Consider the following 25,682-nt stretch of genomic DNA (forward strand, 5'->3'; position numbering starts at 1 on the left):
CTATAGTCCGGGTATCAGATCACACGAACTTACAGCGCGCTCGCGCCGGCTACGACAGACCAAGGTTGGGGATTTTAACATGAAGAAGACTTTGCTCGCTCTGACCGCGGTTGCGGCAATGACCGGTTCGGCCTCGGCCGCTGACCTTGCTGCCCGTCCCTACGTGAAGGCTCCGGTGCCCGCGCCGGTCGCCAATTGGACCGGCTTCTACATCTTCGGTGGCGCCGGCGGCGGCGTCTGGGATGCGGACTCCCACACCAACTTCGTTGGTGTTCCCGTGACGATCGATCAGCGTGTCGGCGGCGATGGCTGGTTTGGAACGGTCGGTGCCGGCTACGACTGGCAGTTCTCCGGTACCTGGGTGGCTGGCGTGTTCGCCGATGGTCAGTTCGGCAGCCTGCGCGGCAGCATCAACGATGAGTTTGCTGCGCTGACCGGCCGCATCAAGATGCAGGACGCTTGGGCTGCGGGTGTTCGCCTCGGCTATCTGGTTGCTCCGAATGTTCTCTCCTACGTCAATGGCGGTTACACTGGATCGCACTGGTCGGGCGCTGGCTTGACGAATCTCGCCGGGACGGCTTCGGGCTTCCACACCGACTCGTTCAACCGCAATGGCTGGTTCGTCGGCGGTGGCGTCGAGAACAATCTGAACATTTTCGGCATCACGGCGCCGGGCTGGTTCATGAAGACCGAATATCGTGCTGCCTACTACGATCGTAAGGACATTGCCGTCCGCACCGACGTCGGCAACCTCGTGACCACCGACTCCATCAGCTTCAAGCCCTTGGTGCAGACCATCAGCACCTCGCTGGTCTACCGCTTCAACTGGACCGGTCCGGTCGTCGCGAAGTACTGATCTGATCTTATATTCAGACGTCAAAGCCCCGGCATCGTCCGGGGCTTTTTCGTTGTGGACTTGTCAGCGGTCAACGCACGCCTCAACGAGGTGTATGCATCGACGAGGCCGCGCTTCCACCGCCGCCGATCGGCATCCCTGATCGCCTCGGCTTCAGTGCTTGTCCAGGGGCATAGTCTCCTCCCCGCGCGCCGGCACTGCCATTGTATCCGAACCGAAGCTACGGTTAGTGTGCACTCAAGCTTTCGCGGCGGCGATCCTTCATCGCCGTGTCGCGACAGAAGCGGACCGATGGGGAGGAATGCATGCGCAGATTTCTGCTGATCGCAGGCCTGTTTGCGACTGCCGTCGGGCTGCTCTGGATCGGACAGGGCACGGGCACGCTTGCCTGGCCCCGATCGAGCTTCATGGTCAACCAGCTGCAATGGGCCGGCTATGGCGCAGCCATGGCCGGCTTCGGGCTGGTGCTGATCTGGCAAAGCAACCAATAGAAGAAACCAGGGAATAAAAGCATGACATCCAGCCGGTTCGATCTTCGCGGCAAGGTCGCTGTCGTAACAGGAGGCAATGGCGGCATCGGGCTCGGCATGGCCCGCGGCCTTGCCGACGCCGGCGCCGACATCGCCGTGGTCGGACGCAACGAAGCCAAGTCCGCCGCCGCCGTGGCCGATCTCAGCCAGCGCGGCGTAAAAGCAATCGCCATCACCACCGACGTGACCGACACGGCCGCCGTCGCGGCCATGGTCGACCGCGTCATCAGGGAGCTCGGCCGCATCGACGTCCTCATCAACAATGCCGGGATGAGCATCCGCAAGCCCCCGCACGAGCTCGAGCTCGACGAGTGGAACAAGGTGATCGACACCAACCTCACCAGCGCGTTCGTGTGCTCGAAGCTGGCCTATCCAGCCTTGAAGGCATCCGGCAACGGCAAGGTGATCAATATCGGCTCGATGATGTCGATATTCGGCGCGAGCTTCGCCACCGCCTATGCGGCGAGCAAGGGCGGCATCGTGCAGTACACCCGCGCCTGCGCCAACGCCTGGGCGCCCGACAACATCCAGGTCAACGCCATCCTGCCGGGTTGGATCGACACCGACCTCACCCGCGGCGCACGGCAGCAAGTCTCGGGGCTGCACGAGCGCGTGCTGGCGCGCACGCCCGCGGGACGTTGGGGCAACATCGACGACTTCGCCGGCATCGCCGTATTCCTCGCCTCGCCCGCCTCGAACTTCGTCACGGGCACCGCGATCCCCGTCGATGGCGGATTCTCGGTGATGGCCTGATACGCTGGAGCTCATCGAAAAAGCCCCAGCGTGAGAGCTGGGGCTTTTGATGCAGTCCACGCGAAGAGATCAGTATCTCGCGACCACCGGTCCGCCGAAGCGGTAATTCACGCCCACGCGAACGGCATCGACGACATGATTGAAGCGGTACGTCGCGGACTCGGCCGGGAAATTCACAGGGTCGAACATGGTCACATTCGAACGGCCAAGATCGACATGCAGATATTCGCCCCGCACCGTCCAGTTGGGCGCGAAGCCCCATTCGACGCCGGCGCCGGCAGCCCATCCGATCCGCGTGCTGCTGTCGCTGCCGAAAAAGCTACCCGCAGCGGCAGGCGTAAAGACATTGCTGATGTTTGTCCTGACGCCACCATAGGCAAGACCGCCTGTCGCGTAGAACAACGCCGGACCGGCCGTAACGCCGACACGGCCGCGGAGGGTCCCGAACCAGTCGATGTGATCCCGACCGGTCGAAACGCTCGGAAATACCGCCCCACCCGGGAAGATGATGGTTGAGGTGCGACCGATATCCGCTCCCTGGATGTCGGCTTCCACACCAACCAGCCAGTTGGCCATCTGCCAATTGTAACCAACCTGGCCACCGCCAAATCCGCCTTCATGCTTGGCACCGAAGAAGGTCGGCGTGCCTCCGGCGGCAATCGCGCCTGCGAAGCCCGGAGTAGACGCCACCAGGCTTCCGGTAGACGAAGCGTCAAATGCCCAGCCGCCATTCACGCCAGCATACCAACCGGTCCAGTTGTAGACCGGTGCTGGAGCCGGCAAAGCCGGCCTTGCCTTCACAGCCATATCAGCCGCAGAGGCAACGCCCACGCTGGCAAGTGACAGGAGCGAAGCGGTGGTAAATGCCCGCCCGAAAAATCGTCTCATGACCCAATCCCCAATGCATAGAAACAATTGGTCATGAACGTAGCGAAAAAGGGGGGCGCGGCCAGATGGAAAAGCCGTCGGATATGGATACGCATTCACTTTTCACGCGCAAGTTGCACGCGGGCCACACAAATATGCAAGATGTGCTTCCCTAATGTAGAAGGATACGCATCATAATTCTGATGTCGGAATAGCTTTGAGCGGCTCGCTTCACGCCGTGTCGTTCGCGTGAATCGTAAATAAGAGAAGCCCCGGGCTCGGTACCCGGGGCTTTTGAGTTTGGCAGTGATTTTTTTGTATGTGCTTGGTCGTTCGTTGCTCAGTAGCGGGCGATGGTCGGTGCGTCGAACTTGTAGCTCGCGCGCACGACGGCCCATTGGATGTCACGCGGCTTGGCATCGAAGGTGTAATTGCCCGCCGTGCCGCCGAGCTGATAGGTCTGGCTGCCGAAGGCCGCGTAGTTGTATTCGAGGCCGACGATCCAGTTGCGGGTGATGCCGTATTCCCAGCCGGCGCCGACGGTCCAGCCATTGGCCCAGTGAGTCTGTCCGCCCGTACCCGCTACGACCGGGTCGGTGACCGAGAGTCGGTTGTTGACCCCCGCATAGCCGCCCTTGATGTAGAAGAGGTTGTTCTGCACGGCAAAGCCGGCACGACCGACGACCGTCGCCAGCACATTGGCCCGCCAGGAGAACACGTCGTTCGCCGGGGCGAACGCGGTGTTCACGACCGTACCCTTGTTGTCGAGGCCGGAGATCGTGCCTTCCACGCCGAACACATAGTTGTTGGCCTGCCAGTTGTAGCCGATCTGCGCGCCGCCCATGACGCCCGAGTTGCGCTGACGATAGCCTTCTCCCGGGAGCAAATCGCCGAACGCCGCGCCGGTCCCGTTGTTGATGAACTGCTCGTTGGTCCATGCGCCACCGATGTGGCCGCCGACATAGAAACCGGTCCAGTTGAACAGCGGCTCGACATAGGCGGGCGCCTTCGTGTAGCGCGCAGCAAGATCGGCGGCGGAAGCGGCGCCGGTCGAAACCAGAGCGGTCGTGCAGGCGAAGGCGGCAATCAATTTATTACGCATGGTACACCCCGTGTCCTTTGATGGGCGCACGCTCACAGACGGCTCTTACTAAAATTGAAATCAACACGGTTAACGTGACATATCTGCACGCGCTGGCCCGTGAATCCGTTTGTGCTGTTGCACGTGCGCAACGCGCCGCGCGCGCTTTAACGCAGCGTTATCCCTAGCGATGTCTTGCGCTACGATGGCGGCGCGGCCTTCGACTGGACGTGCTCGGGCCGAACGCCGAGCGCAAGCAGGCGCGCCGGAATGCCCTGGAGCCAGGGCAGCGCGGTGATGAGGCGCAAGATCAAGGGCACCTTCAGCGGCCGATCGCCCGGCTGCAAGGCGCCGCTGATGATGTTGTTCTGCATGATGACCTGCATGCGCTGCGTCATCTTCACCGGGAACTCGCGCCGGCGTCGCACCGCATCGAGCTCGTTCTCCGATGGACAACCGTGCTGCATCTTGTCGGCCAGCAGGTTTGCGGTCGCGACCGCGTCCTGCACGGCGAGATTGACGCCGACGCCGCCGACCGGCGACATCGCGTGCGCGGCATCGCCGATGAGAAGCAGGCCTGGCAATGTCCAGCGCGTCAGGCGGTTGATCGCGACGGTGAGCAGCTTGATGTCGTCGAAGCTCTTCACCTCGGCGATGCCGGATCGAAGGATCGGCGCCATGCGCACGACGTCATCGAGCAGCGCCTGTAGTCCCCTCGCCTTCACCGCATCAAATTGCCCCTTGGCGATGACATAGGCGCATTGCCAATAATCGCCGCGGTCGAAGGTGATCATCATCTTGCCGGGCTCGATCCGCGCGAACACACTCTCGGTCTCGTCGGGTCTGCGGCCGGCGCGGAACCACAGCACGTCCATCGGCGCGCCGATCTCATCGACCTTAAGGCCGGCGCGCTCGCGCACCGTCGAATGCCGGCCGTCGCAGGCAATGGTGAGATCGGCCGCGATGTCGACGATGCCCTCGGGCGTCTTCGCGCGCACGCCGGTCAGCGTCTCGCCGCGGCGGATCAGATCGACGGCCTCCGTGCTCATCATCACCTTGAGCGAGGTAAAGCGCTTGCCGGCCTCGCGCAGGAAATTCAGGAAGTCCCATTGCGGCATGAAGGCGATGAAGGGGTACTTGGTATGAAGCCGGCTGAGATCGGCGATGCGCACCGGCGTGCCGCCGAACAGGCCATCCATCTTCTGCAAGCGCTGGTGCGGCAGCTTAAGGAAGCCGTCGATCAAGCCGAGCTCGTCCATCACCTGAAGCGTCGAGGGATGCACGGTGTCGCCGCGGAAGTCGCGGAAGAAATCCGCGTGCTTCTCCAGCACCACGACGTCGATGCCGGCGCGGCCCAGGAGATAGCCCAGCATCATACCCGCCGGGCCGCCGCCGACGATGCAGCAGCGGACTTTCATGGTCCGGTTTGGTTGTTGGTCGGATGTCATTGCAGCGGCGATCCGCGATGTGAAAATTGATCAAGATATGACGGATGATACTAACGCGATTCAGGCCGAGCGCAGTCTCAATTTGCAGGCAAAAGCCTGTCGCGGCCAGTTTGCAGCAGCGAACAAGCGCATAAATAAAAAGGCCCGCAGAGCGCGGGCCTTGCCTGAAATCGGGACCGGATTATTTCTGGTCCTCGTTGCTGGTCCCAGTGCCGGGACTGCCGATCGGCAACCCATTGGTCGCATGACCGACACCCATGTTTCGCTCGGCTTGCGCTGCTGCCGGCGTCTTAGCGTTTGCGGTTGGAGCTTGAACGTTCGGATTGGGCTGACCGATGTTGGTGTTGACGTTGGCCCCCGTGGTGGTGCCATGCGTCCCCATCCCGGAGGGAGCCGACGGCCCGGAGTTGGCGCTGCTGGACGACGTGCCCATTCCGGCACCCGGGCTAGCCGCAGATCCCGCGCTGGCGCCGCTGGTACCTGTACCTGCCGCTGCGCCTGCACCCGCACCTGCGCCTGCACCTCCGCCGCCAGCACCACCTCCCCCTTGAGCGAGGGCCGCCGTCGACAGTGCAACGCAAGCGATCGTTACGAAGATGGATCTGCGGAACATGAATCGTCTCCCTGGTTCGACAGACAATCCAAGTCAGGTCAGCAAGAGTTGTTCCGTCTTCTGCTCATCACGCTGCGGCCGACGAAGACCTCAATTATTGCTGCGGTTCGCGCTGCGAAAACTCTTGATCTCCGAGACGCTGCCGTCGCGATAGGTCAGCTCCACCGAGACAAACTGCGTAGCCGGGGCGAGTTTCATGTAGAGCGGCATGCCGGCGCTGATCGCGCTGGGATCGCGCATGTCGCAAGCGGGCATCTTCAGCACCTGGTTGGGCACGGCGGTGTCGATACCGATGCGCACCTCGCGGATGGCGCAGCGGTAGGACACGAGATGCGTGTAGTAGACCAAGAGCCCGTTGAACTCGCGGAACGACAGCCAGCTCGTCGAGGTCATGTCGAGGATCTTGCGCTGGTCGCGGATCAGCGCGGCCTCGGGATCGAACCTGATCGGGAACGGCCCCTGCATGTCGCCGGACTGATCGACATAGCGGACCTCGATGGTGCCGGCTTGCGCGTCCGGCGGCAATTCGATCGACGGGTTCGGCATCCGCTTGCGCGTGCGCGGATCGAGGGTGTCGATGAATCCGGTTTCACGGAAATCGCCCTTGCCGGCCATGCGCCAGGAAATGCCGAGCGTCGGATCGGCGAAGGAGAACACCACGCTCCAGCCGCCATTGTGCCGCGAGAAGCTCGCGATCGGCGCGTTGGTGGTCTCCTCCTTCGGCAGGCGCGGCACCGACACCGGCGGCAGCGCCGCGAGCTTCTGCGGCGGCGGATCGTCCGGTTGCGCGGCGGCATCCTTGGCGAGGCCGCTGAGGAAGACGTCGTCGACCATCTGGTCGAAATAGACCGGCACCTGCTTGTGCTTCACGGTATCGGCCATCTCACTGACGGCGCGGCGGGTGCGCTGCGCGACCTGCACGAGATTTTCGCCAGGCTTGAGCAGCTCCCTGGCGAAGGTACGCGTGAACACCGAATTGGGATTGGCGTCGTCGTTGGAGAGGCGATCGAGCGCGGTCTGGCGCGGACCTGCCGAAAACACCGAGAACACGCCTTCCGGCAGTTGCGTCATCGGCGCGAGCCCGCCGCCGCCGGCGACCGCGCGGGTTCCTTTGCGCTCGAACGGATTGTTGCGGCAGGCGTCGAACACCAGGATCGAGGTCCGCGCCTTCTTGTTCTGAAGGCGCTCGACGATGCGGTCGGCCAGGATGGAGGCGTCGCGCACCAGCTCTTCCTGCCCTTCCGTCGCCGCCGGGACGTCGGTCGGCAGCAAATAGTTCTGGCCCGCGATCTCGAAACCGTGGCCGGCATAGAAGAAGAACGCGGTGTCGCCGGGCTCGATTGCCCTATCGAAGGCAAGCAGCGTCTCGGAGAATTGCTGCCGGTTCTGGTTCTCGGCGAGCATCACGGAGAAGCCGAGCTGCTTCAGCGTATCGCCCATGGTGCGGGCGTCGTTGACCGCCTTGAGCAGCTTCGGCACGTTCTTGTAGTCGTTGTTGCCGATGACGAGCGCGACGCGCTTCTCGGCATGCGCGGGAAGCGCGAGGCCGCTCAGGCTCGCTGCGAGGCCAAGTGCCGCCAGAATTCTGAAAAGCCGACGCGTCATCGTATTATTTCCAGTTGCAGACGGCCCCACGCAGATCCCCCTCGAACGGTCGTTCATGGCAAACCCAGCCGTTGATGTGATAGTCGGCCCAGCCATATCGACGGTTCAAGGGCCTTGGGCCCCGATTCCATCATCGGCCCTATGGCAGATTCCGTCGGAATCTGCTTTTTCTTGGGTATTCCGTTGAAGGGGGCTGCCGTGTATCGCTGGTGCACCGACGAGGTCGAGCCGCACGACCGCTTCGACTATTGGCGCGAGGTGCGCGCCAAGGGATTGTTCGGCGTCACCGCCGAGCTCGCGCGCGAACGCCGCGCCGACTTCTTCGGCGAATTCTCGCTGCGCCAGCTTGGCGGCGCCGGCCTCGTCGAGCTGAAGGCCTCACCCTACACCGTCGAGCGCAGTGCATCCGACATCGCCTCCGCGCCGGGCGACTCTATCTGCGTCTACCAGCAGCTTGGCAGCGGCGGCTGGTTCGGCGGCATGCGCGGCAGCGACTTCGCGATCGCAAACGGCAGCTTCGCCACCAGCCATACCGACCTGCCCTATCGCACCGCGCCGCTGGGCGCAGGCGGCTTCCATTTGCGGATCCTGAAGATCCCGGTGAGCAGCATCCCGGCCCAGGACAAGCGCATGCGCGAACTTGCACCGCGGACCTTTGACGATCCGACCCTGGCGCCGCTGCTCGGCGCCTGCTTTGCCGATCTCGAAGAGGCCGCGGCGGATGACGGCGCTGCCGATGCGACCTCCCTCGTCCAGGCACTCGCCCATCTGGCGCTGATCGAGCGCGGCATCCTGCGGCCCGGCAGCCGCCGCGGACAGGCCGCACTGCGGATCGCCCGCCACTCGCAGGCCCGGCGCCTGATCGCGCGCCACCTGCAAGACCCCAAACTCGCGCCGACCATGGTGGCCGACCTGCTCGGCATTTCCGTGCGTCACCTGCACATGCTGTTCGAGACGGCGGAGAAGAGCTTCTCGCAGACCGTGACCGACGATCGCCTGAAACAGAGCCGCCGCCTGATGCGCGAGGCCCCGGAGCGGCTGATCGCCGACATCGCGACCTCCTGCGGCTTCGAGAGCCTGGCCACCTATTACCGGGCCTTCAACGCCGCCTATGGCATGGCTCCCGGCGACTTCCGGGCCAAGGCTTCGGACGGGCGCTAATCCTCGTCTTGACGGTTGCGGCCGGACTGCCAGAAGAGCGGAAAATCCCAGCCACGCCCGTGATTTGGGCAAAAACCTCAGGTTTTTTAGGGCCTTCCCGCGCCTGCTCCATTGACTTTGGCCAATTCCCGCCTATGTTCCGGGGCGACGCGGCTCAGATCGAAGAGCGATTCCTGAGCCTTGCGCTTTGTCCGCGTGAGTCAGCACCCCCAGCTTCTTTGAGAGCGCGCCGTTTCGGGGTGGAACGCGACAGCCTTATTACCCTCGATTCCGAACGGCGGTTTCGACCAGAGGCTCAATGTCCTTTTCTCATCTCGGACTGTCCGAAAAAGTCCTCGCCGCAGTGGCGGCCACCGGTTACACCAACCCCACCCCCATTCAGGAACAGGCGATCCCCCACGTCCTCGCACGCAAGGACGTGCTCGGTATCGCCCAGACCGGCACCGGCAAGACCGCGGCCTTCGTGCTGCCGATGCTCACCATCCTCGAAAAAGGGCGCGCCCGGGCCCGCATGCCGCGCACGCTGATCCTCGAGCCGACCCGCGAGCTCGCGGCCCAGGTGAAGGAAAACTTCGACCGCTACGGCGCCGGCCAGAAACTCAACGTCGCCCTCCTGATCGGCGGCGTCTCCTTCGGCGACCAGGATGCCAAGCTGATGCGCGGCGTCGACGTGCTGATCGCAACCCCCGGCCGCCTGCTCGACCACACCGAGCGCGGCGGCCTCCTGCTCACCGGCGTCGAGCTGCTCGTCATCGACGAAGCCGACCGCATGCTGGACATGGGCTTCATTCCCGACATCGAGCGCATCTGCAAGCTCGTCCCGTTCACGCGGCAGACCCTGTTCTTCACCGCGACCATGCCGCCGGAGATCCGGCGCATCACCGAAGCCTTCCTGCACAATCCGCAGAAGGTCGAGGTCTCCCGCCCCGCCACCACCGCCGTTACCGTCACGCAAGCCCAGGTGCCCGCCGGACGCGAGGCGCACGAGAAGCGCGAGCTGCTTCGCCGCCTGCTGCGCGAGGCCAAGGATCTCAAGAACGCGATCATCTTCTGCAATCGCAAGCGCGAAGTCGCGATCGTTCACAAATCGCTTCAGAAGCACGGCTTCAGCGTCGGAGCCCTGCATGGCGACATGGACCAGCCGGCCCGCATGGCCGCGCTCGACCAGTTCCGCAAGGGCGAGCTGCCGCTGCTCGTCGCCTCCGACGTTGCCGCCCGCGGCCTCGACATTCCCGAGGTCAGCCACGTCTTCAATTTCGACGTTCCCCATCACGCCGACGACTACGTCCACCGCATCGGCCGCACCGGCCGCGCCGGCCGCACCGGCACCGCGATCTCGATCGTGACGCCGCTCGACCAGAAATCGATGGCGGCGATCGAGAAGCTGATCGGCCAGAGCATTCCGCGCGCCGAGGGCGACTACGAAGTCCACGCTGAGATCGCCGACGGGACCGAGCGTCCGCGCGAGCAGCGCGGCCGTGAACGTTCACGCGGCGGACGCGGCAAACCGCAGCGCGGCGAGCGGCGCGGTCACGACCGTGAGCGCAGCCACGAGCCGCGCGAGGCGCGACAGCCGTCCGAAACAAGGCATCGCCCCGAGGAGAAGCGCGGATCCGAGCCACGTCACGGCGCACGTCCGCAGGCCAATGCGTCGCATGTGCCGTCGATCGGCCGTCCCGAGCCGCGCCGGCAGCGCGAGGTCGACACCGAGCCGGGCGATCACTCGCACCTGCCGGCATTTCTGCTGCGGCCGGTCCGCTCCCCCGCCGGCGCCTGAAGCGCCGACGCGCTCCAGGTTTCGGTTGCAAAAACACCGCTCCACACTTTTTTAGACGCTTCGTGAACGTATATTTACGGGGCGTTCACGATCGTCCGTTAGCCTACGAACATAATTTAAGCATTGCTGCGGTCGCGGGCGCACCGACCGCTGTGGGGTATGTTCCGTGGTCAAGGTTCTCGACGAACACGAACGCACGATGGCGTTCGCCGAGGTAGCGCTCGGTCAGATCCGATCGCTTCGGCAGACGGCAATTCCCCGCAACTACGAGATCTGGTACGTCTACGCCACCGGCTACAACGCACCGCTCAACAAGATCATCAACGAGACGCTGGCGCGTAACGGCAAGCTGACCGAAGCCGATCTCGAGCAGATCTACGAGACCTATCTCTCCCACATCAAGACCACCGATCGCATCGACAAGGTCGGCGCGCGCGTCATCGGCGAGATCGACGACGTGATGAAGGTTCTCGGCGATGCGCTTGGGATGAGCGGCGCCTACGACGCCAGCCTGTCGGGTGCGACCGAGAAACTGTCGTCAGCCAAGAGCCGCGACCAGATCAAGGCGATCGTCGAGGCGCTGCTGCGTTCGACCAGCGAGATGCGCGAGGCCAACAAGGCGCTGGAAGGCCGCCTGACGCTGTCGAAGAACGAGATCAGCAATCTCCAGCAGAGCCTGGAGGCGATCCGCGCCGAGAGCCTGACCGATCCGCTCACCGGCCTCGGCAACCGCAAATATTTCGACCGCATGATCGGCATGGCCGTGCAAAGCGCGCTCGCCTCCGGCGAGCCGCTGTCGCTGCTGCTGTTCGACATCGATCATTTCAAGTCGTTCAACGATTCCTACGGCCATCTCACCGGCGATCAGGTGCTGCGGCTGGTCGGCCTGTCGCTGAAGCAGACCATCAAGGGCCAGGACATCACGGCGCGCTATGGCGGCGAGGAATTCGCGGTCGTGCTGCCCAACACCGCGCTGCGCCAGGCGCTCACGGTGGCCGATCACATCCGCCGCGCGGTGATGGCGAAGGAATTGAAGAAGAAGTCGACCGGCGAGATCCTCGGCCGCGTCACCATCTCTGTCGGTGTCTCCCTGCTCAAGCAGGGCGACGACACCGACGCGCTGATCGAGCGCGCGGATGCCTGCCTCTACGCCGCCAAGCGCAACGGCCGCAACCGCGTGATCTGCGAAGCCGATCCGGAATACGCGGTCGAGACGCACAACCGCGTGGCGTAGGTCTTCAGCAGCTGCTGTAGGGTGGGCAAAGGCGCATCGCGCCGTGCCCACCTGTTCCCACACTGTCGTCCTGAATGGTGGGCACGCTTCGCCTTCGCTCTTCGAGCTACGGCGGACGCTTTGCCCACCCTACCGCACCGTCTTCTTGGCTGCCTTCTTGGCCGATCGCTTCTTCGCCGCGGATTTCTTCGTGGCGACCTTCTTTGCCGGCTTACCTGCCACCTTCTTCCCCTTCGGCCGCTTCTTCACCTTGGCACGCTGAGCGGCCGCGAGCGCTGCCCTCGCCCATTGCGCCAGCTCCTCGGAATCGTCGAACAGCCGCGCCGGCAGCTCCCAATAGGAGTTCACCAGCACGGTCTTGGCACGGGTCGAATACTGGAACGGCTTTGAGCCTTCCGCTTCGAAATTCGGGATCGTGACCTCGTCAGCGCGGAAGAACAGGCCGGCGCGCAAGGACAGCGCGAAGTTGATCCCGTCGGCGGAGATGCCGTAGCCGGAAAACATTTTCCGGATGGTGACGGGTCCGAAATCGGCGAACAGGTCGATCAGGAATTCGCGGTCCATGGCCCAACTCTCTCCCCACCGTCGTCCTGGCGAAAGCCAGGACCCATTACCCCAGGGAGTAGTTTAGCGAAGAGTAAAAGTTACGCCACGCGGTACACGAGGCATCACGCGGTATGGGTCCTGGCTTCCGCCAGGACGACAGCGGTGGGGATTGCGAAAGCCGGACTTACCCCTCAACCTTCGCCGGCCGCAGTTCGACCGACTCGCCGCAGCCGCAGGCGGAGACCTGGTTGGGGTTGTTGAAGACGAATTGGGCCTGCATCTTGTCGGCCTTGTAGTCCATCTCGGTGCCGAGCAGGAACAGCACGGCCTTGGGATCGACCAGGATCTTGACGCCCTTGTCCTCGACGACCTCGTCGGTCGGGCGGATCTCGTGGGCGTATTCGACGGTGTAGGACTGGCCGGCGCAGCCGCCGTTCTTCACGCCGACGCGCAGGCCGACGATTTCGGAGTCCGCGCGTTGGGTCAGCTCCGTGATCCGCTGCGCGGCGGCATCGGTCAACCGCATCACCTGCGGGCGCGGCCGCCGGGGCTTTGGTGTCGAAGCTGGTGTCGCCTGGGTCATGTTATCTATGTGGTCCGTTGCGAAGCGAATTCAATGCGAGCCGTCACCACATGTTCAGCACGAGGCGGGCCTCGTCGCTCATGCGCTCCGGCGACCACGGCGGTTCCCAGACGACCTTGACGTCGACCACGCCGACGCCGGGAACGCTGGCGACCGCGTTCTCGACCATGGTCGGCAGCTCGCCGGCGGCCGGACAGTTCGGCGTCGTCAGCGTCATCAGCACGTCGACCGAGCGGTCGTCCTTGATCTCGACCTTGTAGATGAGCCCGAGCTCATAAATGTCGGCCGGGATTTCCGGATCGAACACGGTCTTGAGGCCCGCGATGATCTCGGTGGTCAAGCGCTCGGTCTCCTCCGGCGGCAGCGCCGAATGGGTCTCCATCGGATTGGCTTTGACGTCGGCCATGTCACTCATGCGAACAAATCCCGCGCTTTCAGAAGCGCCTGTGCCAGATGATCGACTTCTTCCCGCGTATTATACATGCCGAACGAGGCCCGGCAGGTGGCGGTGACGTTGAACCGCTCTAAAAGCGGCATCACGCAATGGGTGCCGGCGCGCACCGCGATGCCCTGGCGATCGATCACGGTGGCGACGTCGTGGGCATGCGCGCCTTTGAGCTCGAAGGAGATCACCGGCCCCTTGCCGCGCGCAGTACCGATCAGCCGCAACGCGTTGATCTCGCGGAGCCGGTCCTGAGCGTAGGTGACGAGATCGTGCTCGTGCGCGGCGATGCGCTCCTTGCCGATCGAATTGACGTAATCGATGGCGGCACCGAGGCCGATCGCTTCGACGATGGGCGGGGTGCCAGCTTCGAACTTGTGCGGCGGATCGCCATAGGTGACCCAATCCTTGGCAACCTCGCGGATCATCTCGCCGCCGCCGTTGAACGGCCGCATCGCGACAAGATGCTCGTGCTTGGCATAGAGCGCACCGATGCCGGTCGGGCCATAAATCTTGTGGCCGGTGAACGCGTAGAAATCGCAGTCGAGATCCTGCACGTCGACGGGCAGATGCACCGCGCCCTGCGCACCGTCGACCAGCACGGGAATGCCGCGATCGTGGGCCAGCCGCACGACCTCCTTGATCGGAACGAATGTTCCGAGCGCGTTCGACATCTGCGTGATGGCGACAAGCTTGGTCTTCGGCGTCAGCAGCTTCTCGAACTCGTCGATCAGGAAATTGCCTTCGTCATCGACGGGCGCCCATTTAATCACCGCGCCGTGGCGTTCCCTGAGGAAATGCCAGGGCACGATGTTGGAATGGTGCTCCATGATCGAGAGGACGATCTCGTCGCCCTGCTTGATGTTCGGCTCGCCCCAGGACGACGCCACGAGGTTGATGGCCTCGGTGACGTTGCGGGTGAAGATGATCTCCTCTGTGCGGCGGGCGTTGACGAACTGCGCGACTTTTGCTCGCGCGCCCTCATAGGCTTCCGTCGCCGCATTGGCGAGATAATGCAGGCCGCGATGCACGTTGGCGTATTCGCTCGTGTAGGCCTGCGTCATGCGGTCGAGCACCGCGCTGGGCTTCTGCGCCGAGGCGGCGTTGTCGAGATAGACCAGCGGCTTGCCGTAGACCTGCATGGCCAGCGCCGGAAAGTCCTGGCGCACGCGCGCAACGTCGTAGGCGCCATTCTTGAGGGCCGGATGCGTGCTCATGACCGCCGCTCCAGCCAGCGCTCGGCGATGCCGATCACGTACTCGCGCAGGCCGTCGTCGGCTATCAGCTCAATCGCCTCGCCGACGAAGGCCTGGATCAGCAGCGCCTGCGCCTGCTTCTCAGGCAGGCCGCGCGCCTTCAGATAGAACAACAGGCTCTCGTCGAGCGCGCCGGCGGTGGCGCCGTGGCCGCAGGAGACGTCGTCGGCAAAGATCTCGAGCTCGGGCTTGTTGTCGGCCTCGGCTTCGTCCGAGAGCAGCAGCGCGCGGGTCATCATCTTGCCGTCGGTCTTCTGCGCGTCGGGACGAACGATGATGCGGCCCTGGAACACCGAATGACCGCGGTCGTCGATCACGGCGCGGAACGTCTCGCGGCTGACGCAGTTCGGCACGGCATGGTCGACCAACAACGTGGTGTCGCCATGCTCGGTCTTCTGCAACAGGTTCACGCCGTTAGCCGAGAGCTCGCTGCCCTCGCCCGCCAGCGTGATGAAGCCCTGCAAGCGGCTGACGGCAGCACCAGTCGTCATGTTGAAGAAGTTGAGCTTCACATTGGCGCCGACCGTGACGAACTGCGAGGTGACGTTCACCGCGTCAGGCGCATCGTCCATCAGGCGAATGTGTGCAACATCGGCGCCGTCGCCGACCGTCACGAGCACGGCATCGTTGACCTGGTAGGCCTTGGCATCGGCCGCAACGAAGCTTTCGACGATGGTGGCGCGAACGCCCTTCCCGATCGCGACCTGCGAACGGGTGAAGGTCGATGCGGAAGCTGCGGTTGCGATGTGGATGATCTGGATCGGCGCGGACAGCTGCGCGCCGTCAGCGATCGACAGCACGACACCGTCAGTTGTCATGGCGGCGTTCAGCGCGATCACGGCATCGGTGGACGCAGTATTGAGGAGGCCGGCATCCTTCTCCAGCGTCTCCCGCAGCGTCTTGAGGCTCGCCTCGGAGCCGAGCGCCCTCACGTCGGAGAGATCGGCCGCAAACACGCCGTCGACCAGCACCAGCTTGCGGGCGCCCGCGATCGCATGCGCCTTCACCGCCTCCGCGGCACGCTTCAACGCGGCCGAATCGGGCGCCGCTGCCAGCGGCAGCACCTCACCGACCAGCGCACGCAGATCGGTGTACTTCCATTCCTCGATCCGGCGGTGCGGCAGGCCGAGACGCTCATAGGTCTCGAACGCCTCGCGGCGCGCCGCGATCACAGAGGGCGAACCCGGCAAGCGGCCTTCAGCGCTGGCGAAGAGATCGCTCACCGCGCGGCCGTTCCCGGTCTTTGCCACAGCAACGTTCATCTCCAAAATTCCTTACGCGGCATCCTCGAACTGGGTGTAGCCGGACGCTTCCAGCTCCAGCGCCAGTTCCTTGTCACCGCTCTTCACGACACGGCCCTTCGACATCACGTGCACGAAATCGGGCACGATGTAGTTCAGTAGCCGCTGATAATGGGTGATGACGACCATCGCGCGCCCCGGCGAGCGCAGCGCGTTGACGCCGTCGGCGGCAATGCGCAGCGCGTCGATGTCGAGGCCGGAATCCATCTCGTCGAGGATGCACAGGCTGGGCTCGAACAGCGCCATCTGGAGCACTTCGTTGCGCTTCTTCTCGCCGCCGGAGAAGCCGACATTGACGCCGCGCTTGAGCATGTCCTGCGGGACGTTCAGCGACTTCGAGACCTCGCGGACCTTCTTCAGAAACTCCGGCACCATCAGCTCGCTCTCGCCGCGCGCCTTGCGCTGGGCATTCAGTGCGGTACGGAGGAAATTGATGGTGGTGACACCGGGAATCTCGACCGGATACTGGAACGCCAGGAACACGCCCTTGGCGGCGCGCTCGTCGGGATCCATCTCCAGGAGGTCCTCGCCCCTAAACAGGATCTGGCCGTCGGTGACCTCGTATCCGGGCTTGCCGGCGATGACATGAGAGAGCGTCGACTTGCCGGAGCCGTTCGGCCCCATGATCGCATGCACCTCGCCCTCGTTCACGGTCAGCGTCAGCCCGTGGAGGATCTCACGCTCCTCGACGCGAACCTTGAGGTCTTTCACTTCAAGCAAAGCCATTTTGGTGTCCAGTCTATTCAAATGAGGCATGGAGCGCCTAAGCGCACCGCGAGGGTCGGTGTTAACCGACCGACCCTTCAAGCGAGATCGAGATCAGCTTCTGCGCTTCCACCGCGAACTCCATCGGGAGCTGCTGAAGCACATCCTTGACGAAGCCGTTGACGACGAGGCCGACGGCCTCCTCCTGGCTGAGGCCGCGCTGAATGCAGTAGAACAGCACGTCCTCGGAGATCTTCGATGTCGTCGCCTCGTGCTCGAACGTCGCCGATGAGTTCTTCGCCTCGATGTACGGCACGGTGTGCGCGCCGCATTTGTCGCCGATCAACAAGGAATCGCAGGCGGTGAAGTTGCGCGCGCCGGTCGCTTTGCGGTGCGCCGTCACGAGCCCGCGATAGGTGTTCTGCGATTTGCCGGCGGCGATGCCCTTGGAGATGATGCGGCTCGAACTGTTCTTGCCGAGATGAATCATCTTGGTTCCCGAATCGACCTGCTGGAAGCCGTTCGAGATCGCGATCGAGTAGAACTCGCCGCGGGAATTGTCGCCGCGCAGGATGCAGCTCGGATATTTCCAGGTGATCGCCGAACCGGTTTCGACCTGGGTCCAGGAGATCTTGGAATGGTTGCCGCGGCAGTCGCCACGCTTGGTGACGAAATTGTAGATGCCGCCCTTGCCTTCCGAATTGCCGGGATACCAGTTCTGCACCGTCGAATATTTGATCTCGGCATCGTCGAGCGCCACGAGCTCGACCACGGCCGCGTGCAGCTGGTTCTCGTCGCGCTGCGGCGCGGTGCAGCCCTCGAGATAGGAGACGTAAGAGCCCTTGTCCGCGATGATCAGCGTGCGCTCGAACTGGCCGGTGTTGCGCTCGTTGATGCGGAAATAGGTCGACAGCTCCATCGGGCAGCGCACGCCCGGCGGCACGTAGACGAACGACCCGTCGGAGAACACCGCCGAGTTCAGCGTCGCGTAGAAATTGTCCGACGTCGGCACCACGGAGCCGAGATATTTCTGCACCAGTTCAGGGTGCTCGCGGATCGCCTCCGAGATCGGCATGAAGATCACGCCGGCCTTCTTCAGCTCCTCCTTGAAGGTGGTCGCAACCGAGACCGAATCGAACACCGCATCGACCGCGATCTTGCGGCGGGCCGGGTCTTCCTCGCCCACCTTGGGCTCGACGCCTTCGAGCATGGCGACTTCCCGCAAGGGAATGCCGAGCTTCTCGTAGGTCTTCAGGATCTCCGGATCGATCTCGTCGAGCGAGCTGACCGTCTTCTTCGGCTTCGGCGCCGCGTAATAGTAGATGTCCTGGAAGTCGATCTTGGGATATTCGACGCGCGCCCAGGTCGGCTCGGTCATGGTCAGCCAGCGCCGATAGGCTTCCAGCCGCCACTGGAGCATCCAAGCGGGTTCATTCTTTTTCTGCGAGATGAACTTGACGATCTCTTCCGAGAGCCCCTTGGGGGCCTTCTCGGAGTCGATCAGGGTTTCAAACCCATAACGATACTGGTCGACGTCGATGCGCTTCACGCGCTCGACCGTCTCTTGTACGGCTGGCATTCCATCCTCCGCTCGCGGTTTCAAGGACCGCGGTGGATCAAACTCGGACGAGTATTACGTCTATTACGATGTTTTTTGGCGGAAAGCACGCACCTAGAACCATTCAAGCCGTGTTTCGTCGCCTAGCCCTTAAGTAGGTTATTACCGAGCTTTCGCCAAGCCTCTAACGCTCGATTGATCTCCTCGAGTTCCGTGGACCAGCCAAGACTGAGGCGCACTGCTCCCTGGGCCACAATGGGATCGTATCCCATGGCCGAAAGCACGTGGGACGGCTGGACCTTTCCCGATGAGCAGGCCGACCCTGACGACACGGCGACGCCGGCGAGGTCAAAGCCGATCACAGCGGTCTCGGCCTTCAGGCCCGGCGCGGTGAAAAGGACGGTATTTGGCAACCGCTCCACATCGTCCGCAAAGACGATCACCCCGGCAATTGCGCGAAGGCCATTTTCCAAATGATCCCTGAGGGTTGCCATTCGCTTCGCATCCTCCGGCAGAGCCTGAAGCGCCACTTTGACCGCCGCGCCAAAGCCGGCAATCCCAGCGACATTCTCGGTGCCCGCCCGGCGGCTGAGCTCCTGCCCGCCACCCCGCAGAACCGGCTCCAGACCGGCGAGCCCTTCCGCCACCACCAGCGTGCCAACGCCCTTCGGGCCGCCGATCTTGTGCGCAGAAAAGGTCGCAAGGTCTGCGCCCACAGCCTTGATATGGAACGGAATTTTGCCCAGCGCCTGGATCGCATCGACATGCAGGAGGCCGCCGACCTCATGAACGATCCGCGCCGCCTCCGCGACCGGCTGGAGCGCGCCCGTCTCGTTGTTGGCGGCCATGATGGAGACCAGCGCCGGCGGGCCGCTACTGAGTTGGGCCTTCAAGTGGTCGAGGTCGACCACGCCGGAGCGCGACAACCGAATCTGACCGATCTTGTCCGCCGGGAACCGGCCGCCCGCCAGCACCGAGGCATGCTCGGCTGCGGAGACCAGCAGTCGCTCAACGGGTCCGCCCGACGGCCCCCGCAGGCCGGGCGACAGCGCCAGCCCGTTGGCTTCGGTTCCGGCTGAGGTGAAGATGACGTTCCGCGGCAGCGCACCTACGGCCACGGCCAGCGTGGCACGGGCGTCCTCGACCAAGCGTCGTGCCTCCCGCCCCTCAGCATGGACCGAGGATGGATTGCCGATCAGGTCATATGCAGCCAGCATCGCAGCCCGCGCCTCAGCGCGGAGCGGCGTGGTCGCGTTCCAATCGAGATAGACCCGGATCGGCATTGAGTAAAATATTACCTCAAATTAAAGGGGCATTTCCGCCATCCCGACATGGGCCGCGGACAGGCGCTTGGCAACCATGATTCCGAACGGTGCGGCCGCGGCGACGCGACCATGACACGCTAACATCTTGAACCCGTTGGGCGATGTTCAAGATGCTTGCTTTTTGACCCTGTGCCTATGTTAGAACGCGCACCGTCAGTCACCGCGCGCCGTCAGCGCATCACCGCACGACGCGCCCTCTCACTCTTCATTGCGCTTTCGTCGGCATCTGCCGATGAAGCCACAATCGGTTGATTGCCGAGGTCGCCTCCAGGAAATCAATCAAGAGATCATCGATGCCCGAAGTCATTTTTACCGGCCCTGCCGGCCGTCTCGAAGGCCGCTACCATCCGGCCAAGCAGAAGAACGCGCCGATCGCGATGATCCTGCATCCGCATCCGCAGTTCCACGGCACGATGAACCATCAGATCGTGTACCAGTGCTACTACGCCTTTGCGCATCGCGGCTTCTCCGTGCTGCGCTTCAACTTCCGCGGCGTCGGCCGCAGCCAGGGCTCGTTCGACCATGGCACCGGCGAATTGTCGGATGCGGCGGCGGCGCTGGATTGGGCGCAGACCATCAATCCCGAGGCGCGCGCCTGCTGGGTCGCCGGCTTCTCCTTCGGTGCCTGGATCGGCATGCAGCTACTGATGCGCCGGCCCGAGGTTGAAGGCTTCATCTCGATCGCGCCGCCTGCCAATCTCTACGACTTCTCGTTCCTTGCGCCCTGCCCGTCCTCAGGCCTGATCGTGCATGGCGAGAAGGATGCGGTGGTGCCGCCAAAGGACGTCAACACGCTGGTCGAGAAGCTGAAGACGCAGAAGGGCATCGTGATCGACCAGCAGGTCATTCCCGGCGCCAATCACTTCTTCGACGCCAAGCTCGAGCCGCTGATGGAAACCATCACGGCCTATCTCGACATGCGCCTCGCCAACGTGCGCTGAGGCCCTATAGCGCTAAGGTCCTGTAGCCCGGATGGAGCGCAAGCGAAATCCGGGAAACTCCATCCGCAGACACAGGGCCCCGGATTGCGCTTCCGCTCCATCCGGGCTACGGGACTGAGTTCGCCGCTCAAGCCAGCTTGAGTGCGACGATCCCCGTCAGCACAAGCGCGATGCCCGCAAGCTTCACCGCGCTCAAGGTTTCGCCGAATAGCATGACGCCCATCAGGAACGTGCCGGCCGCGCCAATCCCGGTCCACACCGAATAGGCAACGCCGACCTCGAGCACCTTCAAGGCACGCCCGAGCAGGAAGACGAAGGCGGCGAGCAGCACCAGCGAGGCGAGGCTCCAGCCCGCGCGCGTGTAGCCTTCGGCATATTTCATCGAGATCGCCCAGCCGACATCCAGCGCGCCGGCGATCACCAGCATGAGCCAGGCCATGGACTGCGACATCGGCGTCGCCTCAGGCCGCGAGCTTCAAGAGATGCGCGTCATGGCGCACCAGGAAGGCCCGCAACAATTGCGGATAGTCCGCGCCGACCGCAGAGCGCACGCTCGGGCGCTTCGCGAGCTCGGCCCGCCACCCGCGGACCTTGGGCAGATCGCTGAAGATGCGAAGCTCGGTCAATTCATCGAACACATCGAAATAGCGAAAAATCGGCGCGAACACTGCGTCGACGAGGCTGAACGTATCGCCGGCGAAATACGGCCCTGCGCCAAGCGCGGCTTCCACGCGCGCGAATTTGGCCGCGAGCGCCTGGCGCTTGCTCTCGAATGTCGCCGGATCGGTCGTCGTCTCCAGCCCCCAGAGGTCGCCAAGGATCGCCGAGCCGAACTCCATCCAGGCGCGGTGCTCGGCACGCTTCAGCGCATCCGCCGGATGCAGCTTCGCGCCGCCCTGCGTCTCTTCGATGTACTCGCAGATCACGTTGCTCTCGAACAACGCAACCTCGCCCTTGTCGGTCGCAACCACCAGCACCGGCACCTTGCCGAGCGGCGATAGTCTTAAGAACCAATCCGGCTTGTTGGCGAGATCGATATCGATCCGCTCGAACGGCACGCCCTTCTCCTTGAGCGCGATGACGGCACGCTGCACGTAGGGACAAAGCTTGTGGCTGATCAGTTTGAGCGAAGCGGTCATGGTGGCGATCCCGGCAGTTAAATGCACCTGCATCTATATAGATGCAGATGCATTAACTCGTCAAGATCGATGCATCTGCATCAACTGCCTGTGACTTCAGGGCCGTGCGATGACCCCGCCCGTCATCGGCATCGGCACGCCCGTGGTTGCGGGATAGGACAGAGGCAGGCCCTTCAGGCCGCGGGCGGCGAGGAAGCCGAACGCTTGCGCCTCGATGGCGTCGGAGGCCCAGCCGAGCGTTTCGGCGGCCTCGACGGTGGCCGAGCCGACCCGCTCGCGCAGCATCCGCAGCATGGTGAGGTTGCGGGCCCCGCCGCCGCAGACGATCCAGCTGCGCGGCCGCCGCGGCAGCAATGGAATGACCCGGGCGATCGCCGCCGCGGTAAAGGCGGTCAGCGTCGCGGCGCCGTCGGCCGACGGCATGTCGCCGAGCTTCAGCGCGGCAAAATCGTTGCGGTCGAGCGACTTTGGCGGCGGAGCTGCAAAGAACGGCAGCTCCAGTGCGCGCGCGATCCAGGCTTCATCAGCCTTGCCGAGCGCGGCGAACTTTCCTTCGGCATCGAACGCCTGGTTCATGCTGCGGTACATGAAGTCGTCGAGCAGCGCACTGCCGGGCCCGGTGTCGCAGGCGATCAGCGTGTCGTTGCCGTCGATATAGGTGATGTTGGAGACGCCGCCGATATTGACCACGACGATCGGCCCTTCGCGCTCGAGCGAATTGGCCAGCGCCCGGTGGTAAACCGGCACGAACGGCGCGCCCTGCCCGCCGGCCTCGACGTCGGCGGCGCGGAAATCATGCACCACCGGGATATGGATCGCCTTGGCCAGCGCCGGCCCATCGCCGATCTGCACGGTCAGCCGCTTTTCGGGCCGGTGCAGCACGGTCTGGCCGTGGAAGCCGACGATGTCGATGTCCTCCGGCCTCATCCGGTTCTGCGCGACGAAAGTGGCGACCGCCTCGGCATGGGCCCGCGTCACCACGCGCTCGGCCTCAGCCAGGATCCCCGGCCGGGCATCGCGTCGGGACAGGTGCACGGCCTCGCTCAGCGCCTGGCGCAGCAGGTTGCGTTCAGCTGGACTGTAGGGCCGGTAGCCGGTTGGTCCGAACGCCTTTACCTGCTTTCCATCGGTTTCGATCAGCGCGACATCCACCCCGTCCAGCGAGGTGCCGCTCATCAAACCGAGTGCCGTTAACATCATGGATCAGCGTCCTCAAAAGACCTGCCCTGGCATGCCGATCTTGTGCCAGAGGGACACATCTTATAATGCCACAGCGCCAAGTGGCGGGCGGCAATCGAGTTCCCATGCAAGACTCTTAAATTGCCCCCAAAACAGTAAACCAAGAATTGTCAGGCACGCCGACAGATGACTGCATTTAAATCGGATTTCCTCAATACCCTGCAGGAACGTGGATTCATCCACCAGTGCTCCGATTTCGAGGGGCTGGACGCGCTCGCCGCCAAGGGCGAGGCGACCACCTATGTCGGCTACGATTGCACCGCACCTTCGCTGCATATCGGCAACTATCTGACCATGATGATGCTGCACTGGCTCCAGCAGTCGGGCAACAAGCCGATCACGCTGATGGGCGGCGGTACCACGATGGTGGGCGATCCCTCCGGCAAGGACGAGACGCGCGCGATGCGCACCGTCGCCGAGATCGAGGCCAACAAGGCCTCGATCCGCGGCGTGTTCGCAAAGGTGCTGCGCTATGGCGAGGGCAAGAGCGACGCGGTCATGCTCGACAATGCGGAGTGGCTGACCAAGCTGAACTGGATCGAGATGCTGCGCGACGTCGGCCGGCATTTTTCAGTCAACCGCATGCTGACCATGGACTCCGTGCGGCTGCGCCTCGAGCGCGAGCAGGAGATGAGCTTCATCGAGTTCAACTACATGGTCTGCCAGGCCTACGACTTCGTCGAGCTCGCCAAGCGCACCGGCTGCCGTCTCCAGATGGGCGGCTCCGACCAGTGGGGCAACATCATCATGGGCGTCGATCTCGGCCGCCGCATGGGCACGCACCAGCTGTTCGCGCTGACGACGCCGCTGCTGACGACCGCGTCCGGCGCCAAGATGGGCAAGACGGCGCAAGGCGCGGTCTGGCTCAACGCCGACCAGTTCTCGCCGTATGATTTCTGGCAGTACTGGCGCAACACCGAGGATGCCGACGTCGGCAAATTCCTGAAGCTGTTCACGACGCTGCCGATAGCTGAGATCAAGAAGCTCGAGGCGCTCGGCGGCTCCGAGATCAACGAGGCCAAGAAGGTGCTCGCGACCGAAGCGACCGCGCTGCTGCACGGCCGCGACGCCGCGAATGAAGCGGCGGAGACCGCGCGCCGCACCTTCGAGGAAGGTACGCTCGCCGAAAGCCTGCCGACGGTGGAAATTCCGCGTGGCGAGCTCGATGCAGGTTTTGGCGTGCTCAACGCTTTCGTTAAGGCGGGCTTGGTTGCCTCCAACGGCGAAGCCCGACGCCAGATCAAGGGCGGCGGCCTGCGCATCAACGACGCGCCGGTCACAGACGAGAAGATGGCGCTGTCAGGAGCCAATCTGACGCCGGAGGGCGTGATCAAGCTGTCGTTCGGCAAGAAGAAGCACGTCCTCATCAAGCCTGCATAGGCGTATGAGCTTTTCGCTGCTTGTCAGGGCGCGCCGAAGCGCGCTCCCTGACCGGCAATGGACCAGAACACGCCCAGGGAAACCAACAGGGAAACGAGCAAGGATGGCGTCGCGGCAACGCCGCAAGGCGCCGTGCGCATCGCGCTCACCGTGCTCGCGCTCTGCTTCACGCTGGCTGTGCTGGGCCGCGGTCTCGGCGACAGTTTTACGGTGTTCCTGAAGCCGATCTCGGAGAGCTTCGGCTGGGACCGCGCGCAGATTGTCTCGGTCTATTCGCTGACCTGGCTCGCCAGCGGCCTCACCGCGCCCTTCGTCGGACGCCTGTTCGATCATTCCGGACCGCGCATCGTCTATGCGCTCGGGCTGCTGTTGCTCGGCGCTGCGTTCCTGGTCGCAGCGCACGCACAGTTCCTGTGGCAATTCCAGCTCTCGATCGGTCTCTGCGTCGGCATCGGCATTGCCTTCATCGGCATCGTACCGAACTCGATCCTGCTTGGCCGCTGGTTCGGGCCCCGCCTGCCGACTGCGATGTCGGTGGTCTATTCGGCGATGGGCGGCGGCGTGCTGGCACTGCTGCCGGCCTCGCAGCTTCTGATCGATCACATCGGCTGGCGCGGCACCTACCAGCTGTTCGGCTTCGCGGCTCTGGGCCTGCTGGTGCCACTCATGCTGCTGCCGTGGCGGCTGTTCGCTGCCGGCTCGTCGCATGTCGTGAAGAAGACCGATCCGGATTTCGTCGACAACGGCTGGACGCTTCTCGGTGCCATGCGACACCACGCATTCTGGGCGCTGTTCTCGACCTTCTTCTTCACCGCGGTCGGCATGTATGCGATCGCCGCGCAGATCGTGGCCTATCTGATCGACGCCGGCTTTCCGCCGCTCCAGGCCGCAACCGCCTGGGGCTTCTCCGGCGTCGTGCTGGTGTTCGGCATGTTGGGAGTCTCCGCCCTCGACGGGCTGATCGGGCGCCGGCCGTCGGTGCTGCTGAGCTACGCGATCTCGATCCTCGGCATCTTCCTGCTCTGGCTCTTGCAGTATGATCCGAACATCATCCTGCTCACCGGTTTCGTCGTCTGCTTCGGCAGCATGATGGGCTCTCGCGGCCCGCTGATCAGTGCCACCGCGATGCGAATCTTCCAGGGCAAGCGCGTCGGTACCATCTACGGCACCATCTCGATCGGCAGCGGCCTCGGCTCGGCATTCGGCTCCTGGAGCGGCGGCCTGATTCATGATGCAACCCACGGCTACAATGCAGTGCTCGCCTTCGCACTTGCGAGCGTGGTGCTCGGGATGATTCCGTTCCTGGTCGTGCCCGCCTTGCGGCGGTAGGTTTCTCAGGGGT

25 protein-coding genes are annotated in these 25,682 nt (G+C 63.8%); 9 read left to right on the forward strand and 16 right to left on the reverse strand.

All coding sequences use genetic code 11. From position 1 onward, the window contains the following. Positions 1 to 79: 79 nt before the first annotated feature. The 3 genes from BLV07_RS17885 (at position 80) to BLV07_RS17895 (ending at position 2,139) form a co-directional block, all read left to right on the forward strand. On the forward strand, positions 80 to 856 hold the full coding sequence (locus tag BLV07_RS17885; RefSeq protein ID WP_091887940.1) for an outer membrane protein: 777 nt from the start codon (positions 80 to 82) through the stop codon (positions 854 to 856). 305 nt (positions 857 to 1,161) lie between these two features. Beyond that, positions 1,162 to 1,347, forward strand: a complete 186-nt coding sequence (locus tag BLV07_RS17890; RefSeq protein WP_091888160.1) for a hypothetical protein — start codon at positions 1,162 to 1,164, stop codon at positions 1,345 to 1,347. A 21-nt stretch (positions 1,348 to 1,368) separates the two neighbouring features. Next, positions 1,369 to 2,139 (forward strand): SDR family NAD(P)-dependent oxidoreductase, encoded by a 771-nt coding sequence (locus BLV07_RS17895; protein WP_091887942.1) that lies wholly within the window; start codon positions 1,369 to 1,371, stop codon positions 2,137 to 2,139. A gap of 69 nt (positions 2,140 to 2,208) precedes the next feature. On the opposite strand, the gene BLV07_RS17900 is transcribed toward BLV07_RS17895, so the two are convergent. The 5 genes from BLV07_RS17900 to BLV07_RS17920 all read right to left on the reverse strand — a co-directional run bounded on the left by BLV07_RS17900 (position 2,209) and on the right by BLV07_RS17920 (position 7,753). Next, a complete protein-coding gene (locus tag BLV07_RS17900) occupies positions 2,209 to 3,027 on the reverse strand; it encodes an outer membrane protein (protein ID WP_091887944.1) in 819 nt (272 codons plus the stop codon). 319 nt (positions 3,028 to 3,346) lie between these two features. Further along, the gene (locus BLV07_RS17905; RefSeq protein ID WP_091887945.1) at positions 3,347 to 4,108 is read right to left on the reverse strand and encodes an outer membrane protein; all 762 of its coding nucleotides are present in this window, start codon (positions 4,106 to 4,108) and stop codon (positions 3,347 to 3,349) included. Between the two features lie 179 nt (positions 4,109 to 4,287). Then, complete coding sequence (locus BLV07_RS17910) at positions 4,288 to 5,535, reverse strand: FAD-dependent oxidoreductase (RefSeq protein ID WP_210187805.1); 1,248 nt, start codon at positions 5,533 to 5,535, stop codon at positions 4,288 to 4,290. Positions 5,536 to 5,716: 181 nt separating this feature from the next. Next, positions 5,717 to 5,968, reverse strand: a complete 252-nt coding sequence (locus BLV07_RS48870; RefSeq protein WP_244551137.1) for a hypothetical protein — start codon at positions 5,966 to 5,968, stop codon at positions 5,717 to 5,719. A gap of 270 nt (positions 5,969 to 6,238) precedes the next feature. After that, complete coding sequence (locus BLV07_RS17920) at positions 6,239 to 7,753, reverse strand: caspase family protein (RefSeq protein ID WP_091887950.1); 1,515 nt, start codon at positions 7,751 to 7,753, stop codon at positions 6,239 to 6,241. A 198-nt stretch (positions 7,754 to 7,951) separates the two neighbouring features. Here BLV07_RS17920 and BLV07_RS17925 point away from each other — a divergent pair, with 198 nt between their 5' ends. The 3 genes from BLV07_RS17925 to BLV07_RS17935 all read left to right on the forward strand — a co-directional run bounded on the left by BLV07_RS17925 (position 7,952) and on the right by BLV07_RS17935 (position 11,925). Next, positions 7,952 to 8,914, forward strand: coding sequence for a helix-turn-helix domain-containing protein (locus BLV07_RS17925; RefSeq protein ID WP_091888162.1), 963 nt, complete (start codon positions 7,952 to 7,954; stop codon positions 8,912 to 8,914). A 298-nt stretch (positions 8,915 to 9,212) separates the two neighbouring features. Continuing rightward, positions 9,213 to 10,691 (forward strand): DEAD/DEAH box helicase, encoded by a 1,479-nt coding sequence (locus BLV07_RS17930; RefSeq protein ID WP_091887952.1) that lies wholly within the window; start codon positions 9,213 to 9,215, stop codon positions 10,689 to 10,691. Between the two features lie 166 nt (positions 10,692 to 10,857). After that, positions 10,858 to 11,925, forward strand: coding sequence for a GGDEF domain-containing protein (locus BLV07_RS17935; RefSeq protein ID WP_091887954.1), 1,068 nt, complete (start codon positions 10,858 to 10,860; stop codon positions 11,923 to 11,925). A 129-nt stretch (positions 11,926 to 12,054) separates the two neighbouring features. Here BLV07_RS17935 and BLV07_RS17940 read toward each other — a convergent pair whose 3' ends face one another. The 8 genes from BLV07_RS17940 to BLV07_RS17975 form a co-directional block, all read right to left on the reverse strand. Beyond that, positions 12,055 to 12,489: a TfoX/Sxy family protein gene (locus BLV07_RS17940; protein ID WP_091887956.1), complete on the reverse strand. Its 435-nt coding sequence runs from the start codon at positions 12,487 to 12,489 to the stop codon at positions 12,055 to 12,057. A 166-nt stretch (positions 12,490 to 12,655) separates the two neighbouring features. Beyond that, entirely contained in the window at positions 12,656 to 13,054 is a 399-nt protein-coding gene (locus BLV07_RS17945) for a HesB/IscA family protein (protein WP_091887957.1), read from the reverse strand. Between the two features lie 43 nt (positions 13,055 to 13,097). Next, complete coding sequence (locus tag BLV07_RS17950) at positions 13,098 to 13,469, reverse strand: SUF system Fe-S cluster assembly protein (protein WP_091887959.1); 372 nt, start codon at positions 13,467 to 13,469, stop codon at positions 13,098 to 13,100. Next, positions 13,466 to 14,713: a cysteine desulfurase gene (locus tag BLV07_RS17955; RefSeq protein ID WP_091887961.1), complete on the reverse strand. Its 1,248-nt coding sequence runs from the start codon at positions 14,711 to 14,713 to the stop codon at positions 13,466 to 13,468. The genes BLV07_RS17950 and BLV07_RS17955 overlap by 4 nt, the downstream gene beginning before the upstream one ends. Continuing rightward, complete coding sequence (gene sufD, locus BLV07_RS17960; protein ID WP_091887963.1) at positions 14,710 to 16,014, reverse strand: Fe-S cluster assembly protein SufD; 1,305 nt, start codon at positions 16,012 to 16,014, stop codon at positions 14,710 to 14,712. Before sufD ends, BLV07_RS17955 begins: the two co-directional genes overlap by 4 nt. 12 nt (positions 16,015 to 16,026) lie before the next feature. After that, positions 16,027 to 16,779 carry a Fe-S cluster assembly ATPase SufC gene (sufC, locus tag BLV07_RS17965; protein WP_176945608.1) on the reverse strand — a complete coding sequence of 251 codons (753 nt, stop codon included), beginning with the start codon at positions 16,777 to 16,779 and terminating at the stop codon, positions 16,027 to 16,029. Between the two features lie 61 nt (positions 16,780 to 16,840). Next, the gene (sufB, locus tag BLV07_RS17970; RefSeq protein ID WP_091887967.1) at positions 16,841 to 18,337 is read right to left on the reverse strand and encodes a Fe-S cluster assembly protein SufB; all 1,497 of its coding nucleotides are present in this window, start codon (positions 18,335 to 18,337) and stop codon (positions 16,841 to 16,843) included. Between the two features lie 122 nt (positions 18,338 to 18,459). After that, a complete protein-coding gene (locus BLV07_RS17975; RefSeq protein WP_091887969.1) occupies positions 18,460 to 19,599 on the reverse strand; it encodes a cysteine desulfurase family protein in 1,140 nt (379 codons plus the stop codon). Positions 19,600 to 19,934: 335 nt separating this feature from the next. Here BLV07_RS17975 and BLV07_RS17980 point away from each other — a divergent pair, with 335 nt between their 5' ends. Beyond that, on the forward strand, positions 19,935 to 20,582 hold the full coding sequence (locus BLV07_RS17980; protein ID WP_014495555.1) for an alpha/beta hydrolase: 648 nt from the start codon (positions 19,935 to 19,937) through the stop codon (positions 20,580 to 20,582). 127 nt (positions 20,583 to 20,709) lie between these two features. Here BLV07_RS17980 and BLV07_RS17985 read toward each other — a convergent pair whose 3' ends face one another. The 3 genes from BLV07_RS17985 to BLV07_RS17995 form a co-directional block, all read right to left on the reverse strand. Beyond that, positions 20,710 to 21,033 (reverse strand): DMT family transporter, encoded by a 324-nt coding sequence (locus tag BLV07_RS17985; protein ID WP_091887971.1) that lies wholly within the window; start codon positions 21,031 to 21,033, stop codon positions 20,710 to 20,712. A 10-nt stretch (positions 21,034 to 21,043) separates the two neighbouring features. Beyond that, positions 21,044 to 21,721 (reverse strand): glutathione S-transferase family protein, encoded by a 678-nt coding sequence (locus BLV07_RS17990; protein WP_091888164.1) that lies wholly within the window; start codon positions 21,719 to 21,721, stop codon positions 21,044 to 21,046. 96 nt (positions 21,722 to 21,817) lie between these two features. Further along, positions 21,818 to 22,921, reverse strand: a complete 1,104-nt coding sequence (locus tag BLV07_RS17995; protein ID WP_091887973.1) for an anhydro-N-acetylmuramic acid kinase — start codon at positions 22,919 to 22,921, stop codon at positions 21,818 to 21,820. 165 nt (positions 22,922 to 23,086) lie between these two features. On the opposite strand from BLV07_RS17995, the gene tyrS reads away from it, so the two are divergent. Together tyrS and BLV07_RS18005 are read left to right on the forward strand one after the other, a co-directional pair. Further along, on the forward strand, positions 23,087 to 24,340 hold the full coding sequence (gene tyrS / locus BLV07_RS18000; protein ID WP_091887976.1) for a tyrosine--tRNA ligase: 1,254 nt from the start codon (positions 23,087 to 23,089) through the stop codon (positions 24,338 to 24,340). Between the two features lie 57 nt (positions 24,341 to 24,397). Beyond that, entirely contained in the window at positions 24,398 to 25,669 is a 1,272-nt protein-coding gene (locus BLV07_RS18005) for an MFS transporter (protein WP_091887978.1), read from the forward strand. Positions 25,670 to 25,682 lie beyond the last annotated feature (13 nt).

The sequence above is a fragment of the Bradyrhizobium sp. Rc2d genome (assembly GCF_900099855.1).
GTDB lineage: Bacteria > Pseudomonadota > Alphaproteobacteria > Rhizobiales > Xanthobacteraceae > Bradyrhizobium.

What these genes read in the sequence shown, in the direction of transcription:
- tyrS (WP_091887976.1), top strand. Translation starts at nt 23,087, where the DNA reads ATGACTGCATTTAAATCGGATTTCCTCAATACCCTGCAGGAACGTGGA.
- BLV07_RS17950 (WP_091887959.1), bottom strand. Translation starts at nt 13,469, where the DNA reads ATGAGTGACATGGCCGACGTCAAAGCCAATCCGATGGAGACCCATTCG.
- BLV07_RS17890 (WP_091888160.1), top strand. Translation starts at nt 1,162, where the DNA reads ATGCGCAGATTTCTGCTGATCGCAGGCCTGTTTGCGACTGCCGTCGGG.
- BLV07_RS17940 (WP_091887956.1), bottom strand. Translation starts at nt 12,489, where the DNA reads ATGGACCGCGAATTCCTGATCGACCTGTTCGCCGATTTCGGACCCGTC.
- BLV07_RS17895 (WP_091887942.1), top strand. Translation starts at nt 1,369, where the DNA reads ATGACATCCAGCCGGTTCGATCTTCGCGGCAAGGTCGCTGTCGTAACA.
- BLV07_RS18005 (WP_091887978.1), top strand. Translation starts at nt 24,398, where the DNA reads ATGGACCAGAACACGCCCAGGGAAACCAACAGGGAAACGAGCAAGGAT.
- BLV07_RS17955 (WP_091887961.1), bottom strand. Translation starts at nt 14,713, where the DNA reads ATGAGCACGCATCCGGCCCTCAAGAATGGCGCCTACGACGTTGCGCGC.
- sufD (WP_091887963.1), bottom strand. Translation starts at nt 16,014, where the DNA reads ATGAACGTTGCTGTGGCAAAGACCGGGAACGGCCGCGCGGTGAGCGAT.
- BLV07_RS17920 (WP_091887950.1), bottom strand. Translation starts at nt 7,753, where the DNA reads ATGACGCGTCGGCTTTTCAGAATTCTGGCGGCACTTGGCCTCGCAGCG.
- BLV07_RS17905 (WP_091887945.1), bottom strand. Translation starts at nt 4,108, where the DNA reads ATGCGTAATAAATTGATTGCCGCCTTCGCCTGCACGACCGCTCTGGTT.
- BLV07_RS48870 (WP_244551137.1), bottom strand. Translation starts at nt 5,968, where the DNA reads ATGGGCACGTCGTCCAGCAGCGCCAACTCCGGGCCGTCGGCTCCCTCC.
- BLV07_RS17900 (WP_091887944.1), bottom strand. Translation starts at nt 3,027, where the DNA reads ATGAGACGATTTTTCGGGCGGGCATTTACCACCGCTTCGCTCCTGTCA.
- BLV07_RS17985 (WP_091887971.1), bottom strand. Translation starts at nt 21,033, where the DNA reads ATGTCGCAGTCCATGGCCTGGCTCATGCTGGTGATCGCCGGCGCGCTG.
- BLV07_RS17980 (WP_014495555.1), top strand. Translation starts at nt 19,935, where the DNA reads ATGCCCGAAGTCATTTTTACCGGCCCTGCCGGCCGTCTCGAAGGCCGC.
- BLV07_RS17910 (WP_210187805.1), bottom strand. Translation starts at nt 5,535, where the DNA reads ATGACATCCGACCAACAACCAAACCGGACCATGAAAGTCCGCTGCTGC.
- sufC (WP_176945608.1), bottom strand. Translation starts at nt 16,779, where the DNA reads ATGGCTTTGCTTGAAGTGAAAGACCTCAAGGTTCGCGTCGAGGAGCGT.
- BLV07_RS17995 (WP_091887973.1), bottom strand. Translation starts at nt 22,921, where the DNA reads ATGATGTTAACGGCACTCGGTTTGATGAGCGGCACCTCGCTGGACGGG.
- BLV07_RS17885 (WP_091887940.1), top strand. Translation starts at nt 80, where the DNA reads ATGAAGAAGACTTTGCTCGCTCTGACCGCGGTTGCGGCAATGACCGGT.
- BLV07_RS17930 (WP_091887952.1), top strand. Translation starts at nt 9,213, where the DNA reads ATGTCCTTTTCTCATCTCGGACTGTCCGAAAAAGTCCTCGCCGCAGTG.
- BLV07_RS17990 (WP_091888164.1), bottom strand. Translation starts at nt 21,721, where the DNA reads ATGACCGCTTCGCTCAAACTGATCAGCCACAAGCTTTGTCCCTACGTG.
- BLV07_RS17975 (WP_091887969.1), bottom strand. Translation starts at nt 19,599, where the DNA reads ATGCCGATCCGGGTCTATCTCGATTGGAACGCGACCACGCCGCTCCGC.
- sufB (WP_091887967.1), bottom strand. Translation starts at nt 18,337, where the DNA reads ATGCCAGCCGTACAAGAGACGGTCGAGCGCGTGAAGCGCATCGACGTC.
- BLV07_RS17945 (WP_091887957.1), bottom strand. Translation starts at nt 13,054, where the DNA reads ATGACCCAGGCGACACCAGCTTCGACACCAAAGCCCCGGCGGCCGCGC.